Source organism: Xanthobacter dioxanivorans (assembly GCF_016807805.1).
Classification (GTDB): Bacteria; Pseudomonadota; Alphaproteobacteria; order Rhizobiales; family Xanthobacteraceae; genus Xanthobacter; species Xanthobacter dioxanivorans.
This window is the reverse complement of the sequence record NZ_CP063363.1, coordinates 49,964-66,427: the sequence shown is the minus strand read 5'-3', so window position 1 is coordinate 66,427 and position 16,464 is coordinate 49,964. Positions and strand designations below refer to the sequence as shown.

The 16,464-nt window shown below is 58.4% G+C and carries 12 protein-coding genes; 11 read left to right on the top strand and 1 reads right to left on the bottom strand.

Annotation, left to right across the window (positions count from 1 at the left end; translation table 11 throughout):
- Positions 1-43 precede the first annotated feature (43 nt).
- Complete coding sequence (locus tag EZH22_RS29750; protein WP_203196924.1) at positions 44-1,306, bottom strand: CaiB/BaiF CoA transferase family protein; 1,263 nt, start codon at positions 1,304-1,306, stop codon at positions 44-46.
- A gap of 236 nt (positions 1,307-1,542) precedes the next feature.
- On the opposite strand from EZH22_RS29750, the gene EZH22_RS29745 reads away from it, so the two are divergent.
- The 11 genes from EZH22_RS29745 (at position 1,543) to EZH22_RS29695 (ending at position 16,378) form a co-directional block, all read left to right on the top strand.
- Complete coding sequence (locus EZH22_RS29745) at positions 1,543-2,625, top strand: ABC transporter ATP-binding protein (RefSeq protein ID WP_203196923.1); 1,083 nt, start codon at positions 1,543-1,545, stop codon at positions 2,623-2,625.
- A gap of 32 nt (positions 2,626-2,657) precedes the next feature.
- On the top strand, positions 2,658-4,004 hold the full coding sequence (locus EZH22_RS29740; RefSeq protein WP_203196922.1) for an ABC transporter substrate-binding protein: 1,347 nt from the start codon (positions 2,658-2,660) through the stop codon (positions 4,002-4,004).
- Positions 4,005-4,069: 65 nt separating this feature from the next.
- Positions 4,070-4,942, top strand: a complete 873-nt coding sequence (locus tag EZH22_RS29735) for a carbohydrate ABC transporter permease (protein ID WP_137113693.1) — start codon at positions 4,070-4,072, stop codon at positions 4,940-4,942.
- Between the two features lie 2 nt (positions 4,943-4,944).
- Entirely contained in the window at positions 4,945-5,865 is a 921-nt protein-coding gene (locus EZH22_RS29730) for a carbohydrate ABC transporter permease (protein ID WP_137113694.1), read from the top strand.
- Positions 5,866-5,948: 83 nt separating this feature from the next.
- Complete coding sequence (locus tag EZH22_RS29725) at positions 5,949-7,535, top strand: GMC family oxidoreductase (protein WP_231711627.1); 1,587 nt, start codon at positions 5,949-5,951, stop codon at positions 7,533-7,535.
- A gap of 147 nt (positions 7,536-7,682) precedes the next feature.
- Entirely contained in the window at positions 7,683-9,113 is a 1,431-nt protein-coding gene (locus EZH22_RS29720) for an aldehyde dehydrogenase family protein (RefSeq protein WP_137113779.1), read from the top strand.
- Positions 9,114-9,154: 41 nt separating this feature from the next.
- A complete protein-coding gene (gene gor / locus EZH22_RS29715; protein ID WP_137113695.1) occupies positions 9,155-10,549 on the top strand; it encodes a glutathione-disulfide reductase in 1,395 nt (464 codons plus the stop codon).
- Positions 10,550-10,686: 137 nt separating this feature from the next.
- Positions 10,687-12,228 carry a class I adenylate-forming enzyme family protein gene (locus tag EZH22_RS29710; RefSeq protein ID WP_203196921.1) on the top strand — a complete coding sequence of 514 codons (1,542 nt, stop codon included), beginning with the start codon at positions 10,687-10,689 and terminating at the stop codon, positions 12,226-12,228.
- 99 nt (positions 12,229-12,327) lie between these two features.
- Positions 12,328-13,767: an aldehyde dehydrogenase family protein gene (locus tag EZH22_RS29705; RefSeq protein ID WP_137113697.1), complete on the top strand. Its 1,440-nt coding sequence runs from the start codon at positions 12,328-12,330 to the stop codon at positions 13,765-13,767.
- A 255-nt stretch (positions 13,768-14,022) separates the two neighbouring features.
- Positions 14,023-15,690, top strand: coding sequence for an FAD-binding oxidoreductase (locus tag EZH22_RS29700; RefSeq protein WP_137113698.1), 1,668 nt, complete (start codon positions 14,023-14,025; stop codon positions 15,688-15,690).
- Positions 15,691-15,697: 7 nt separating this feature from the next.
- Positions 15,698-16,378 carry a glutathione S-transferase N-terminal domain-containing protein gene (locus EZH22_RS29695; RefSeq protein WP_137113699.1) on the top strand — a complete coding sequence of 227 codons (681 nt, stop codon included), beginning with the start codon at positions 15,698-15,700 and terminating at the stop codon, positions 16,376-16,378.
- Positions 16,379-16,464 lie beyond the last annotated feature (86 nt).

Here is a 16,464-nt window from a genome sequence, read left to right as displayed (position 1 = left end):
CGAATACCGGCCAAAATCGAATCGCTTAATCCGGGTTGTCCAGCTATCCGCCGACAGCTTCATTCTGCGTCGCTCCGACCGCCTCAGCGTTCCACGAATATATGACGCCTCGCTGACGCAATCGGTGGATCTCCTCAATGCTGAGGTTCAGAGCATCCGTGAGCACTTGATCAGTGTGCTCGCCAAGCATGGGAGGCGCGGAGGAATACTCGATCTTGGTGCGCGAGAATTTGATAGGATTGGCGACCAGCGGCGCTGAATTGCCGCTCGCATGCTGCAAATCGATTCGAAGCCCACGATGAACCACCTGAGGATGGGCGAAAGCCTGGTCAAGCTTGTTAATAGGCGCGCAGGGCACGCCGATCGGCTCAAGCAGAGAAATCCAGTGTTCTGACGTGGCGTGCTTGAGGTGGTCAGACACCAATGGAATGAGCGCCTCGCGATGCCGGAGCCTGTCTGTATTGGTCTTGAAGCGCTCGTCCGCGGCCAAATCCGACAGACCGGCGGCCATGCAGAACTTCCTGAACTGCTGGTCATTTCCCACAGCGAGAACAAAAGCCCCGTCCGAAGTCTCGAAAACCTGGTAGGGAACAATATTGGGGTGGGCGTTGCCGTAGCGCCTGGGCGGATTGCCCGTGGTGAGGAAATTCAAGTTCTGGTTGGCCAGCGAGGCGACTTGGACGTCGAGCAACGCCATATCAATGTTCTGGCCTTCGCCTGTTCGTTCACGGTGGAGCAATGCGGAGATCACCGCAGTTGCGCTATAGATGCCTGTCAACAGGTCGGAGATTGGCACTCCCACTTTCTGCGGGCCGCCACCCGGCCGGCCATCGGCCTCTCCGGTAATGCTCATCAAGCCGGAGATGGCCTGGATCGCCATGTCGTAACCGGCCACATTTTTCATCGGGCCGGTCTGACCATAGCCGGTGATCGAGCAGTAGATGATGTCCGGCTTGATTAATCGCAGGGTCTCGTAATCGAGGCCGTAGCGCTTCATGTCGCCAAACTTGTAGTTCTCGATCACGATATCGGCTTGCTGCGCCAGCGAGCGTACGAGGTCAGCCCCCTCTTCAGTGGCGAGGTCGATACAGATCGACTGCTTGCCGCGATTGGCGCTGAGGAAATATGCGCTTTCTTGCGTGCCTTTGAGGTAAGGAGGCCCCCAATGGCGGGTGTCGTCTCCGGTATGGGGCTTTTCAATTTTCCAGACGTCGGCGCCGAGATCTGAAAGTATCTGCCCGAGCCATGGGCCGGCAAGGATTCGGGAAAGGTCCAGAACGCGATATCCAACCAAGGGGCCAGCCATAGTTCCTCCAATAGCACTCGCGCCTTGTCCGCCCCGGCGCGGTTAAGAATCACTTATATGGTTATACCAAATTGGTCAATCCAAATGTGTGTACCAGAACTACTTGTTGAGCCAAATCCAATTGACTCGGCTTCCAAGCTGGTCTACCCAATTTGGCCTACAATAAGGCCATCTGGAGGAGATGGCGCGCGCTACGACCCGCTGGTCGATAGCGCAATCAGGGAGGCGGTAACTTTATGGCGCGAATAACGCTCCAGAACGTATCGAAGTCATTCGGCGGTGACGCCGGACCATGGGCCGTACGGGACTTCTCGTTGGATATTGACGATGGTGAACTGGTCGTATTCGTTGGCCCTTCGGGTTGCGGAAAGTCCACCACTTTACGTATGCTCGCCGGGTTAGATGAGGCGACATCGGGAACGATTTCGATTGGCGGCAGGGATGTGACCCAACTGCCTCCGAAGGACCGGAACATTGCGATGGTGTTCCAGAACTACGCGCTCTACCCACAAAAGACAGTCTACCATAATATGGCTTTCGGCCTTCGCGTTCGCGGCGAGGGTAAGGCCGAAATTGATCGGCGTGTGCGCGCTGCCGCCGCAAGTCTCGATCTAGGCCACCTGCTTGAACGAAAGCCGCGGCAACTTTCCGGCGGTCAGATGCAGCGCGTTGCGCTGGGGCGAGCCCTGGTGCGCAACCTGGATGCATTTCTGCTCGATGAGCCGCTCTCAAATCTCGATGCAAAATTGCGCGTCAAGATGCGCGAGGAAATCGCGACCCTTCACGCGCGCCTGAACGCGACGATGATTTTCGTCACCCATGATCAGGTCGAGGCGATGACGCTGGGGGACCGGATCGTTATCATGCGCGACGGGTTGATCCAGCAGGCCGGCAAGCCGCTTGAGCTCTACGACCGGCCTGCCAATACGTTTGTCGCCGCCTTTATCGGTTCGCCCGAAATGAACCTCGTGGAAGGGCAGCTTGTTCGCGAGAGCGGCAAACTCTCCGTCCGTGCGGGCGGGTTAAATCTTCAGCTACCCGAAAAGGCATTTTCCGAATCCGAGCAGGATGTCGTGCTCGGTATCAGGCCGGAGCACATCTCCATTGCGGACAGTTCTCCTGTGCTCATGAACGTCAACCTGGTCGAACAGATTGGTGCGCAGACCTACGTGCTCGGAACCATTTCCGGCCACAAGTTCCGCGCAGTGCTGAGCCGCAAGGACGACGTAGTGCCCGGGCAGACCATTCCCGTCATGCTGCCAAAAGAACGAATTCATCTCTTTACACGGTCAACGGGGCGGACTTTGCGACTGGCGTAATCGATTGGATACAACCAAGGGAGGAGTTATCCGTGAGTGAGAATAAGCCAAGTCACTGGAATGCAGGTATTCTGAATTTCGGGGTCAACCGAAGAAGTTTCCTGAAGGGATCGGCGGCCTTCGCCGGAGCGACGATCGCGGCGCCTGCCGTATTCGCTCAATCCGGCGTGACGTTGCGGTTCCTGAGTTTCGAGACGTCCGCAGGCAGCATGGCCGTTCTCAAAAAGGCGTGCAAACTCTACGAAAGCAAAACCGGCGTCAAGACCATCATAGACTCTTCGCCAATCAGCGGGTCGAGCCAGAAGATCCTGGCTGCGGTCAATGCGGGGACGCCCTACGACCTGGCGACACAGTGCTACATCGCCGACATCCTTCAGTATGTCCAGGCGGATGTCCTGGTTCCGCTGACCGATCTGGTGGGCAAATATGAATGGGGCAACAGGGCGGCCTGGCAGTACAACGGCGAGAATTGGTACTACCCCTATGACTACAATCTCGTCGCAACCTATTATCGCAAGGATCTCTACGAACAAAAGGGTCTGAAGGTCCCTGAGACGAGAGATCAGTATCTGGAGAACTGCCGCGCGCTTGCGGTGACCAACCGCGGATCAGTGGATGTTGGCGGTTGCGTCCTGCCTCTTGCCAGCGACAGTGCGACCAACTGGGCAAGTTTTGGCAGCCTGTTTGCAGACGTACCACGATTCTACGACGATTCCTGGAACGTCATTCTCGACCAGGGCGAGACCGCGCAGCAGGTTGCAAGCTTCCTTGATTTCTATGCGGAAGCCTACAAGACGATGCCACCCGGCATGGCGACGGTCAGCTATGCCGAGTTGATGAGCCTCTTCGTCACTGGCAAGGCTGCGCACACCAACTATTCAGGCCGTCTCGTCGAAACGATTGAGGCGACGAATCCCGAACTGGCCGACAAGTACGACATCTTCCCGTCTCCCGGAAACTCCGGGAAGAAGGCGCTGTCCTATGCGTTCGACGGGTTCGTCGTCTTCAAGTCTCCACAGAGCGAAGAGGCGCTGAAGTTCCTCAAGTGGTTCATCGATGACTTTTACATCGAATGGCTCCACTCGGCCTGGATGAATTTCCAGCCGGCCCGGCTGGACATCTACGAGGACCCGCGTTGGAACAGCCATCCGATGATCAAGAAGCATTGGAACACGATGATGAAGATGAAGTCCTACATTGAAGACAAGGACATGCAGCTAATCGCCGTCGATACGACGGGGCCGTCTATCGACATAAGGCCGTGTAAGATTTTCAACGCCAACATCATGCCTGAGATGCTTCAGAATCGGGTGCTCAATGGCGCTTCTTCTGCTGACTGCGTCAAGGCGGCAGCGGAACGAATTCGCTCTTTGGGTTGATTGCCAAATCTCATTCTCGCTGAGGCGTTGGCAGCAACGCCTCAGCTCAATCTAAGGCAGGCGGTATGAAACAAGACAAACGGATCATTGCCCTATTTGTCGGCAGCGTGCTGATCCTAGGCATCATCATAGGTGGGCCGCTCCTCTATTCGATCAATCTCTCCTTCTATTCGGCAGACTCGTTCATCGCGAAGCCGCATTGGGTGGGACTGAACAACTATCTCATAACCCTGAAGTCGCCGCTTTTCTGGAAATCGCTCACCAACGGCCTTGTCATTGCCCTTTCGGCAATTTCACTCCAGGTGATCCTCGGCATTGCGATCGCAATGGTGCTGCACCAGAAGTTCGCCGGCCAAACGATTGCCCGGGCGCTGGCTATTCTGCCCTATTTCCTGCCGACGGTCGTCGCATGCCTGGTGGCTCAGTGGATGCTCGACCCCAACTATGGCCTGATAAAGAGCTGGCTGAACTCTATCGGCGTCGGCATGATCGACTGGAGTTCCCATGCCTATGCAGCTAAAGGGCTGATTGTCCTGGTCAGCGTGTGGTTGTGGACGCCTTTCGTCGTGACCTGTGTCCTTGCTGGTCTTCAGAACATTCCATCGCAGCTTTATGAAGCGGCGCGCGTTGATGGTGCGCGTCCCTGGACCCAATTCTGGCACATCACCGTCCCCGGCCTTCGTTCGGTTCTGGTCGTGGTCGTGCTGCTTCGCGGCATCTGGATGTTCAACAAGTTTGACGTGATCTGGCTGCTGACCAAGGGCGGTCCATTGAACCAGACCGATACGCTTCCAACTTTGGCCTACCGGAAGGCGTTTCTGGAATTCAATCTCGGCGCCGGTGCGGCCGTTGCGACGATCTCGTTTCTGCTGCTGGCGACGGTCATTCTCATCTATCTCAGGCTCTTTCCTCTCGAAGACGCAAAGCAGGGGCGGTAACCATGTCGAAGCAAGAAGCCCATTCGCTCGCTGGTCGGCCGGACGTTGGTAATGCAGAGCTGACGGTCGCCGGCGCCGTCCGCCACTCGCAGGGACGCTATCTGAAGGCGCTCAAGCGTATCGCCCTGTACGCGGCGGTCGTCGTCGTGTGCGTCTATTCGTTCTTCCCGATCTACTGGATGATCGTCTCAAGCCTGCGTGCGCCGGACCGGCTGTTCTTTGACACATCGCTTCTGGCGTGGCCGCCCGACTTCAGTTCGTATGTCTCGCTCCTGCAACTCACGAGCTATCTAAGTAGCCTCCTGAACTCGACGCTCATGGCGACGGGGACCATCATCGTCTCCATGATACTGTCCGCCTTCATCGCCTATGGCGCAACACGGCTGCGCTTCCGCGGCAAGACGATCCTGATCGCTTCCATGCTGTTTGCGTATATGTTTCCGCCGCTCATGCTGGCGATCCCGATGGCGGCTGTATTTCGCTCGATCGGCCTAGCTGACAGTCTATGGGGGTTGCTGATTGCGCACCTCGCCATTTCGCTGCCGCTTGGTGTCTGGCTTTTGTGGGGCTTCTTCAAATCGATGCCGTTCGATCTGGAAGAGGCCGCAATGGTCGATGGCTGCTCGCAGTTTGGCGCATTCTTCCGAGTGGTTTTGCCGCTGTCCGCACCCGGCCTCATTACGGTTGGAATTTTCTCGTTCCTCCTGTCTTGGGCCGACTATGTGTTCGCACTCATCCTGATCATGAGCGACCAGAAGAAGACGCTGCCCGTCGCCCTAGCATCGATGCTCGGCGCGCAGGACCTCAGATGGGGAGAGATACTGGCAGGCTCGTCACTGATCGCGCTGCCTTTGTTCGTCGTGTTCGCGTTCTGCTATCGATACTTCGTGGCCGGCCTTTCAGCCGGTGCCGTGAAGGGTTGAGCATTCGCAGCATTGATTAAGTTCGGCCAGGTCCAACAGCGTACGGCCAGGCTGGCGAAGACCCGTGATGTTTGGAGATAGCTGTGTCGAACTACGACTACGTCATTATCGGAGCGGGCTCCGCCGGATGCGTTCTGGCTTCGCGGCTGAGTGAGGATCCCGACGTCAGGGTCCTGCTGGTAGAGGCTGGCGCCCCGAAGTCGCTTTTCGTACGCATGCCTGCCGGCATCCGAGTGCTCTACAACAGCAAGAAGTACAACTGGCGCTTTTGGACGGAGCCACAGACGCATCTCAACAACCGCAAAATATACATCCCGCGCGGTCGCGTCGTTGGCGGATCCTCCGCGATCAATTCGATGATCGCGATCCGGGGCAACCCGTGGGACTACGACAATTGGGCGAAGGAAGGCATGCCGCAGTGGGGCTTCGACGAGATGCTTCCGTACTTCCGTAAACTGGAAGACGCCACGCTCGTTTCAGGCAACAAAGACCCACAGCGCGGATACCAAGGACCAATCCGCCTATCCTACGGTCCCGAGCGAGAAACAGCGCAGGCGCTGATCGATAGCGCCGGCGCGGCGGGTTTGCCGTTCAATCGCGGATTCAACGGAGCCTCGCAGATCGGCGCAGGCTTCTATGAACTCTCGATCGCCGACGGAACACGCTCGGGCGCTTTCAAATATCTCGAGCGGGCGAAGGGTCGCGACAATCTCACAGTCATGGCCGATTGCAGGGTCCACCGGCTGCATATGGAGGGGAATCGCGCGCGGGGCGTCGTCATTGCGTCGAACGGGCGCGAAGCCACGGTTTATGCGGACCGGGAAGTGCTGGTCGCCGCCGGAGCCATCAACTCGCCGCAACTTCTGATGCTCTCAGGTATCGGCCCTGCCGATCACCTTGCCTCCGTCGGTATCAAGACGCTTATCGACCGGGCCGGCGTCGGCGAAAACCTTCAGGACCATCTCGACTGCACGATACGCTTCGAGGCTTCGAAGCCAAATACGCTGACGCCATATCTCGGCTTGCTCAAGGGCGGCATGGCGGGGGCGGAATATATCCTTCGAGGCACCGGACCAGCCGCTGCTACCGGCATCGAAGCCGGCGCGTTCTGGGGGCCGGATCGTACATCAAAACTCCCCGAATGGCAGGCGCATTTCATCCTGGCTCTGCGCAATCCGCCGCCGGGCGAGCGCATCGCACATGGTTTTGCGCTCCGTGTCTGCCAGCTCCGCCCCGAAAGCCGCGGCACGCTGCGTTTGCGCAGCGCCAATCCTGCTGATCATCCGCTGATCGATCCGCGCTTCGCGTCCGTACATGCGGACTTCGAAAGCCTTCGCGATGGCATGGCGGAGATGGTCGATATTGCCACCCGCCGACCATTCGCTGATCACGTGAAGCGGCCGATCGATGCAGCGGCTTTCAGAGGGCGGGGCTCGCTAGAGGCCTTCCTCCGCGAAAAGTCCGAGACAGTCTATCATCCCGTCGGCACCTGCCGCATGGGTGCGGATGACGATTCAGTGGTCGATCCTGATATGAAGGTTCGTGGCGTCGATGGTCTGCGCGTCGTCGATGGCTCGGTCATGCCCACGCTGATCAGCGGCAATACCAATCTGCCGATCATGGCCATGGCGGAGAAGATCGCTGACCAGATCGCTCATGGAGCGATCTAACGTCGCGTTTTCGAGCAATCCAGGGCTTGATCAGAGCGGCTGACAACCAGCAGGCCACAACGCAATTCGTTGGATGCCAACCAGACTTGTTTCGATTTTCCATCGCAAGAGCAGTTCAACCTTGCGCTGTCCAATCTGGGAGTGACGATCTTGAGATCAAAGCAGTTCTACATCGGAGGGCAGTGGGTTGACCCGATTGCGCCGAACGATCTTGATGTGATTGATCCTTCCACCGAACGGCCTTTCGCGACTATCAGCCTGGGTTCCGCTGCCGATTGTGACCGTGCCGTTGCCTCTGCCTCCGCCGCACTTGCGGACTGGGCATCGACTGACGCCGCAGACCGACGCGCGCTCGTGGTCCGGATTCTCGCGCAGTATGAGAAGCGCAAGGAAGATCTGGCGCAGGCGATGAGCCAAGAGATGGGCGCGCCCATCGATTTTGCGCGGAACTCTCAGGCACCCAGCCTGCCGTGGCACCTGAAGAATTTCCTGACCGCCTTCGACGAGATCAAATGGATCAGGCCGCTCGGCGTCCACGCACCAAACGACATGATCGCGATGGAAGCGATCGGGGTTGTCGGGCTCATCACGCCGTGGAACTGGCCGACGAACCAGATAACCCTGAAAGTCATCCCGGCATTGCTGGCGGGCTGCACCTGCGTGCTGAAACCCTCCGAAGAAGCGCCGATATCGGCTCTGATCTTCGCCGAAATGATGCATGACGCGGGCGCGCCGGCCGGTGTCTTCAATCTTGTCAACGGTGATGGAGCGGGCGTCGGCGCGCGCCTGTCCGAACACCCGGATATCGACATGATCTCTTTCACGGGTTCTACGCGCGCCGGTCGCGCCATCTCAAAGGCTGCCGCCGAAACGATGAAGCGGGTGACGCTTGAACTTGGAGGCAAGGGCGCGAACCTGATCTTCGCTGACGCAGACGAACAGGCGGTGGTGCGCGGCGTGAAACATTGCTTCAACAATGCCGGCCAATCGTGCAATGCGCCGACACGCATGCTGGTCGAGCGTCCGGTGTATAGCGCGGCGGTCAACATCGCGCGGCAGGTTGCAGCTAGCACGAATGTAGGTCCTGCAAGCGAGCCGGGCAGCCATATCGGGCCGGTCGTCAACGCTCGGCAATGGAATCAGATTCAACGGTACATTCAGACAGGAATAGATGAAGGCGCAACGCTGGTCGCGGGTGGGGTCGGCCGGCCCGACGGTCGCAATTCCGGCTATTTCGTCAAGCCGACGGTGTTCGCCGATGTTGAGCCCGGCATGACCATCGAACGGGAGGAAATCTTTGGCCCTGTGCTGTCTATTATTCCGTTCGATACCGAAGATGACGCCGTTCGCATCGCCAATGACACGCCCTATGGCCTGACGGACTACGTTCAGACCACGGACGATGCGCGGCGACGTAGGCTTGCGCAGCGGCTGCGCGCCGGCATGGTCGAAATGAATGGCAAGCCGCGCTCCGCAGGGGCGCCGTTTGGAGGGGTCAAGGCCTCCGGACGTGCGCGGGAAGGCGGGATTTGGGGCATCGAGGAATTTCTCGAGGTGAAGGCGATCTCTGGCTGGTAATCCCGTCAATCGAACACCGCAGGCTTTGAGAAGGATCACGGATGGCGCAGTACGACTATGATTTGTTTGTCATCGGTGGGGGATCTGGCGGTGTGCGGGCGGCCCGCGTTTCGGCTGCTTTGGGCAAGCGCGTAGGACTGGCCGAAGAGTACCGGTTTGGCGGCACCTGCGTGATCCGCGGCTGCGTTCCCAAGAAGCTTTTTGTCTATGCCGCCCAGTTTGCCGAGCAGTTCGAGGACGCCGCCGGCTTTGGCTGGGCCTTGCCGTCGCCCACGTTCGACTGGAAGATGCTTGTCTCTAACAAGGACAGGGAAATAGAGCGACTTGAGGGCCTGTACCAGAACGGCGTCAGGAATGCAGGCGGCGATACGATCCGGTCGAGAGCTGTGCTGGTTAACAGGAACACGCTCCTTCTTGAGGACGAGCAGCGGACCGTTACCGCTGACCAGATACTGGTTGCCACGGGCGGCAAGCCAACGCTGCCGGTCAACCTGCCTGGCATCGAACATTGCATCACATCCAATGAGGTTTTCGATCTTCCAGCGCTGCCGAACGCGATCGTCATCGCCGGAGGTGGTTACATCGCGGTTGAGTTCGCAAACATTTTTCATGGGCTCGGGGCAAAGGTCACCCTTGTCTACCGCGGTAAGGAAATTCTCCGACGCTTCGATCACGATCTGCGCCAGTCGTTGCATGCGTCAATGGAGACCAAGGGCATAAGGATCATCACCGAGGCGACGATCGAGCGCGTCGCCCGACCATCCGGCGCGGAGATCAAAGTCGATCTGAGCACGGGCGAAGAGCTGACGTCGGATCAAGTCATGATGTGCATCGGCCGGGAACCGAATACGCAAGGCCTCGGCCTGGAGAAGGCCGGGGTTGAAGTCGGACCTTTCGGCGAGGTGCTGGTCGATGAATTCTCACGCACAAGCGCGCCGAATATCTGGGCCGTGGGCGATGTGACCGACAGGGTGCAACTCACGCCTGCAGCGATTCACGAGGCGATGTGTCTCGTCGAGACGCTCTGGAAGAATAATCCGACACGCCCCGATCTGGACCTCGTTCCGACTGCTGTCTTCTCGCAACCGGAGATCGGCACCGTTGGCTTGTCCGAGGAGGCGGCTGGGGCGCAGTTTCAGGACATTGATATCTACCGTGCGCAATTCCGGCCGATGCGCAACACGCTTGGCAGCCGAAGCGAACGCATGCTCATGAAGCTGGTCGTTGACGCCAAGACGGATGTCGTTCTCGGCGCGCATATTTTGGGCGCCGACGCTGGCGAGCTTGTCCAACTGCTCGGGATCACCTTGAAAGCCGGGATGCGCAAGCTGGAGTTCGACCGCACGATGGCAGTGCATCCGACTGCGGCTGAGGAACTGGTTACAATGTATTCCCCGACTTACCGGATCCGGAATGGAGTTCGGGTGGAAAACTGACAGCGTCAGGCATGCGCAGGCTGCGCTCAGCAGCTTGACATTACTCAGAATGGTATACCACAATGGTATACCATTCTGTCGGGAAAACTTGAGACGTCTCGGCATTCTCGGGGCGTTAGGGATGGAGCCTAGTCATCATGGATCTGCTTTCGAACTTGCCGGATCGCATCCATGAGATTCTCAAGGAGGGCGCGAAGAAGGGTGATACGCGCGTCGCCATTACCGACGAACTGGGAAACGACTGGTCCTATGCCCGGATGATTTCCACTGTCGATCGGGTGGCGACCGAGATGAGCGAGCTTGGCATTCGCGCCGGCGACCGGGTAATGATTGTTTGCGAGAACTCGGTAGCCGCAATCATCCTGATGTATGCGGCCAGCCAACTCGATGCATGGGCGGTGACCACGAACGCGCGCCTGAGCGAGCGCGAGATCGCATTGATCGAGCACGACAGCCAGCCAAGACGGGTCTTCTACACCAGCCTAGTGTCACCAGACGCCGATGTTCACGCGACCAATGCCGCGGCCGAAACCTTGCATATGAGCGGGATCGGAGAGGTCAAAGTCGGCAAGATGAATGAAAGTGCAGCGCCGGAAAAGGTGTATGAGGACGCGGCGAAACAGGTCGCGGTTCTGATCTACACCACGGGAACGACAGGGCGCCCAAAGGGCGTAATGCTCAGTCACCGGAACCTCTTGTACGTAGCCTGCCGCGGCCAGCGAATGAAGACGCTGTTTGCCGAAGATGTCGCCTGGTGTGTCATGCCGATTTCGCATTCGTATGGGCTGGTGCTGTTGCAGGGGTTGCTGTTCGCCGGCGGCCGCCTCAAGATCATGCCGAGGTTTGATTTCGAAAAGACGCTGGATGCGGTTGCGAGCGGCGAGGTGACGATCCTGAATGCGGTTCCGGCGCTGTTGAACCGGGTGATCGCGCATGTCGAGAAGAACAATCTCACGATGACGCCAAACAGTCTTCGCTACGTCTATTCGGGAACGGCCCCGCTGGACCTTTCGCTGCGCCAGAAGGTCGAGAATATCTTCGACGTCGTGCTGCACAACGGTTACGGCCTGACAGAAACGTCGCCGACGATCAGCCGCACGATCTATGAGAAGGGCACTGGCGAGATCAACATCGGGACCCCGATTCCGGGCGTCACGGTTAAGGTCGTGGGCGCGAACGGCAATGAAGTTGGCCAGGGAGAAAGCGGCGAGCTTCTGGTCAAGGGGCCAAATGTGATGCTCGGCTACTATGGGCAGCCGGAATTGACCAGGGACGTCATTGATGCCGATGGCTACCTGCGCACTGGTGATCTCGTGAGCCTCAATGAAATGGGCGAAATCACCATTCAGGGAAGGTCAAAGGAACTGATTATTCGCTCCGGCTTCAATGTCTATCCGCAGGAGGTCGAGGCGGCGCTCAACGCGCACGATGCGGTCCTGAACGCGGCCGTCATCGGCGTTCCGGTGGAGGGCAACGAAGAAATTATTGCGTTCGTTGAATTGGTCCCCGGCGGGGCAGTCGAACCAGCCGAGTTGTCGGCGTTCATCGAGAACACGCTCGCCCAATACAAGCGACCGCAACGCATTGTCGTCCTGCCGCAGCTGCCGATGGCTCCGAACGGCAAAATCAGAAAGCATGAACTGAAGAAGTTTGCGCAACAGTCCCCGATTGAAGACTGACCCGGCATTCTAGCAAGCGTCGCCCCGCAAAGCGATTTCCCTTCGATCGAGGTCGGCTCTGGAAGCCGGTGATCGAGCATCCTCCCAAGGAGCAACCCCGTGGCTGAACTGCACAAGAATCTGATCAATGGCGAATGGATCGGCGGCGAACCGGTTCCCAACATCAACCCATCGAACACCGATGACGTTGTTGGGGACTATGCGCGGGCGACCAAGGCTGATGCCCTTACCGCAATCGCTGCCGCAAAGTCCGCCTTCCCGAAATGGTCGCATTCGGGACTGCTTGAGCGAAATGCCATCCTGAAGAACGCAGCTATCGAGATAATGGCGCGGAAGGACGAACTTGGCAGGCTGCTTGCGCGCGAAGAAGGCAAGACGCTGGCCGAAGGCATTGGCGAAACCGTGCGCGCGGCCCAGATCTTCGACTTCTTCGCCGGCGAGGCCTTGCGGCTCGCCGGCGAAGTCCTACCGTCGATTCGGTCCGGCTATTCTGTGGAGATCACACGCGAGCCGGTCGGTGTGGTCGGCATCATCACGCCGTGGAACTTCCCGATCGCCATTCCGGCCTGGAAGATCGCGCCGGCGCTCTGCTATGGCAACACGGTTGTGTTCAAACCGGCGGACCTCGTTCCCGGCTCGGCATGGGCGATCGCCGATATCCTGCACCGGGCGGGCCTTCCCGCTGGCGTCCTAAATCTCGTGATGGGCCGTGGCTCGGTGATCGGACAGGCGATTCTCGACGGCGCCGACGTCGCGGCGATTAGTTTTACCGGCTCGACATCGACGGGCAAGAACGTAGCGCTGGCGTCCGTCGAACATCACAGAAAGTTCCAGCTCGAGATGGGCGGCAAGAATCCGCTCGTCGTGCTTGACGATGCGGACTTAGCTACCGCCGTCGAATGCGCCGTCAACGGCGCGTTCTTCTCTACAGGACAGCGCTGCACTGCGTCCTCGCGTCTGATTGTCACCAAGGGCATCCACGACGCGTTCGTCGAAGCCGTGGTCAAAAGGCTGGAAAAGACAGTGGTCAACGACGCGCAGAAACCCGGCACGCATATTGGTCCGGTCGTCGATCAAAGCCAACTGGACCAGGATGAGAAGTATATCGCAATCGGCAAGGGGGAGGGTGCCCAGATTGCGTTTGGCGGAGAGCGGCTTGAGCGGGAAACTCCCGGGTTCTACCTGCAGCCCACGCTTTTCGTCGAAGCTCATAACGGCATGCGTGTTTCGCGTGAGGAGATTTTCGGACCGGTTGCCGCCGTGATCAAAGCGCAGGACTACGGCGAGGCTCTTGCATTGGCGAACGACACGCCGTTCGGACTATCATCGGGAATTGTTACTCAGAGCCTCAAATACGCCACCCATTTCAAGCGGAACAGCGAGGCAGGCATGGTCATGGTCAATGCACCGACGGCCGGCGTCGATTTCCACGTTCCGTTCGGTGGGCGCAAGGGTTCAAGCTACGGACCGCGCGAGCAGGGCCGCTATGCTGCGGAATTCTACACGAGTGTGAAGACCGCCTACACCAATCCGGGATGACGGCACAGCGCCGGCCGTCATCGGGCGTGAGCGCGACAAACCTGGCCTCAGAGCCGGGCGATGATCGCCGCTTGCGTGCGCTTCCCATTCGCAAGAAACGCTAAAACCACGCCACGATTTACCCGCCTTACGCGTTGACTATCCAATTTGGATATGCCAAATTGGTTTACCAAAATGGAATACCTTGGCACGCAAGGTAGTTACTTGCGTCCAGGCGGAAACATTGGCTTGGCGTAAACTGAAGGAGGAAAACCGGTGGCGAGACAGAAGAGCGGCTACTACGGCAAGCGCCGGAAGTTCTGGACATGGGGCTACGAAGGCGAAGATAATTCGAACGAAGAAATCAATGTCATGCGCGAGCGCGTTGAACAGCGCCTCGGCATCAAGGACATCAAGATCCTCACTGACCCGACGCTGGATGAGATCGAGCTTCACCCAAGCCGTATCAAGATACCGCAGTCGCTTGAGGCCTTCTGTACGACGGACAAATGGGATCGCGTCGCACATACCTATGGCAAGGGCTTCAAAGACCTGACGCTTGTCTATCGGCGTGAGTTCAGCCGAGCTCCTGATGTCGTCGCATATCCGCAAGACGAGGCCGACGTTGCAGCCGTCTTCGACTGGTGTGGAGAGAACGGCTACGCCTGTATTCCCTTCGGCGGCGGATCGAGTGTGACAGGCGGTTTCTGGGGCCCCGATCGCGACGCATTTCCAGGTGTCGTGGTTGTCGATCTGGGTAACCTCAACAAAATCCTTGAGATTGATCCGGTATCGCGCGCCGCCCGCATTCAGGGCGGCATTCTCGGGCCGGCTCTTGAGGAGCAGTTGAAGCCGCACGGCCTGACACTGCGCCACATTCCACAGTCTTGGGAATTCTCGTCGCTCGGCGGCTGGATTGCCACCCGATCTGCCGGTCACTATGCGACCCATCTCACGCATATCGACGAAATGGTGGAGAGCCTGCGGGTCGTAACTCCGACCGGCACGCTTGAGAACCGTCGCTTGCCTGGCTCCGGCGCCGGTCCCGATCCGAACCGCATCTTTATCGGCTCCGAGGGTACGCTCGGGATCATCACCGAGGCCTGGATGCGCTTGCAGGGACGGGTCAAGTTCCGCGCCAACGCGGCGATCTCGTTCAAGTCCTTCTATGAAGGCGCCAAGGCTGTGCGCCAGATTACCCAGGCGGCGCTATTTCCCGCAAACTGCCGTTACCTCGATGAACTTGACGCCAAGTTCTACGGCGCGGGCGATGGAACGGAGTCGGTCTTGTTGCTCGGCTTTGAATCCGCCGATCACCCAGTCGACGCATGGCTCGATCGCGGCATCGAGATCTGTCAGGACTTCGGCGGCACGGTAAAGCAGCGTGCTGGAACCAGCGACAACGCTCTGGAAACCAGCAGAAGCGGCGCACAAGGCAACTGGCGTCACCAGTTCCGCTACCTGCCCCGTCTTATGCACACCCGCGCAGCTATGGGCATCGTCAGCTTCACCTTTGAAACGGCTTACACCTGGGACAAGTTCGAAGCGCTCGATACCGAGATCATGCGCCGGATTCGCGAAGTCCAGAAAAAGGAGCTTGGGGGCGGAATTATTTGCCGGCGGTTCTCGTTCCTCTATCCGGATGGACCGGCACCGTACTATTCGATCATGGCGCCTTCAACGCACGCCAACAGCCTCGAAGCCTATACGTTGCTGCACGACGTCGCCTCAAATGCTCTGATGGAGCTCGGCGGGACGTGTACTCACCATCACGCGGTAGGCAAGACGTTCCGGGAGTTCTACGACATGGAAGCCGATCCGACGTTCAAGCGGGTTCTAGGCGCTGTGAAGACGGAACTCGATCCGAACTGGATGTTGAATCCGGGCTTGCTGCTCGACCGTCCGAAGGGCGCAAAGGCCCCTCCCCTGAAGATTGTCGGCTAGCTTGGCCATGATTGATCTCTACTTCTGGCCGACGCCGAACGGTTATAAGGCGGCGATTATGCTCGCCGAATTGGGCCTGCCTTACAATGTCATTCCCGTGGACATCACGGCAGGTGAACAATTCCGCCCGGAATATCTGGAGGTCAATCCCAACAACAAAGTGCCGGCCATCGTTGATCACGATGGCCCGCACAACCGGCCGATCAAGATATTCGAATCGGCGGCAGTACTGCTCTATCTCGCCGAGAAGACCGGGCGCTTTCTGCCGGAAGATCCGGTGAGGCGATATGAGGCGATCCAGTGGCTCATCTTTCAGAATGCCAGCATGGGGCCGATGCTCGGCCAGGCGCATCACTTCATGGTTTATGCCTCAGAGAAGATTGACTACGCTATCGAACGCTATGATCGCGAGGCCGGACGAATCTACAACGTCCTAGAGAAGCGCCTCGGCGCAGAAGAATATCTCGCCGGCGAATATTCGATCGCTGACATCAGCACATTCCCGTGGGTGCGTACGCGCAAGTTGCATCGTCGCGACTTGGCTGACTACCCCAATATCGATCGTTGGTACCATGCCATCAAGAACAGGCCAGGCGTTCATACGGGATTGAACACGCTGGCCGAGAAGAAGACTTGGGAAGCAAAGCCGGGCACGGACGAGTGGACGAACATGTTCGGCAAGAATTGACCGAACCGCCGCAGCGTCAAACTGTGAGAAGTCGATGATCGCTCTCAATGCGTAACCGAGGCGTTTGATATCGGAGTTGATCCTTG

Coding starts and splice junctions, on each gene's coding strand:
- EZH22_RS29710 (WP_203196921.1), top strand. CDS start 10,687: ATGGATCTGCTTTCGAACTTGCCGGATCGCATCCATGAGATTCTCAAG.
- EZH22_RS29735 (WP_137113693.1), top strand. CDS start 4,070: ATGAAACAAGACAAACGGATCATTGCCCTATTTGTCGGCAGCGTGCTG.
- EZH22_RS29750 (WP_203196924.1), bottom strand. CDS start 1,306: ATGGCTGGCCCCTTGGTTGGATATCGCGTTCTGGACCTTTCCCGAATC.
- gor (WP_137113695.1), top strand. CDS start 9,155: ATGGCGCAGTACGACTATGATTTGTTTGTCATCGGTGGGGGATCTGGC.
- EZH22_RS29730 (WP_137113694.1), top strand. CDS start 4,945: ATGTCGAAGCAAGAAGCCCATTCGCTCGCTGGTCGGCCGGACGTTGGT.
- EZH22_RS29745 (WP_203196923.1), top strand. CDS start 1,543: ATGGCGCGAATAACGCTCCAGAACGTATCGAAGTCATTCGGCGGTGAC.
- EZH22_RS29695 (WP_137113699.1), top strand. CDS start 15,698: ATGATTGATCTCTACTTCTGGCCGACGCCGAACGGTTATAAGGCGGCG.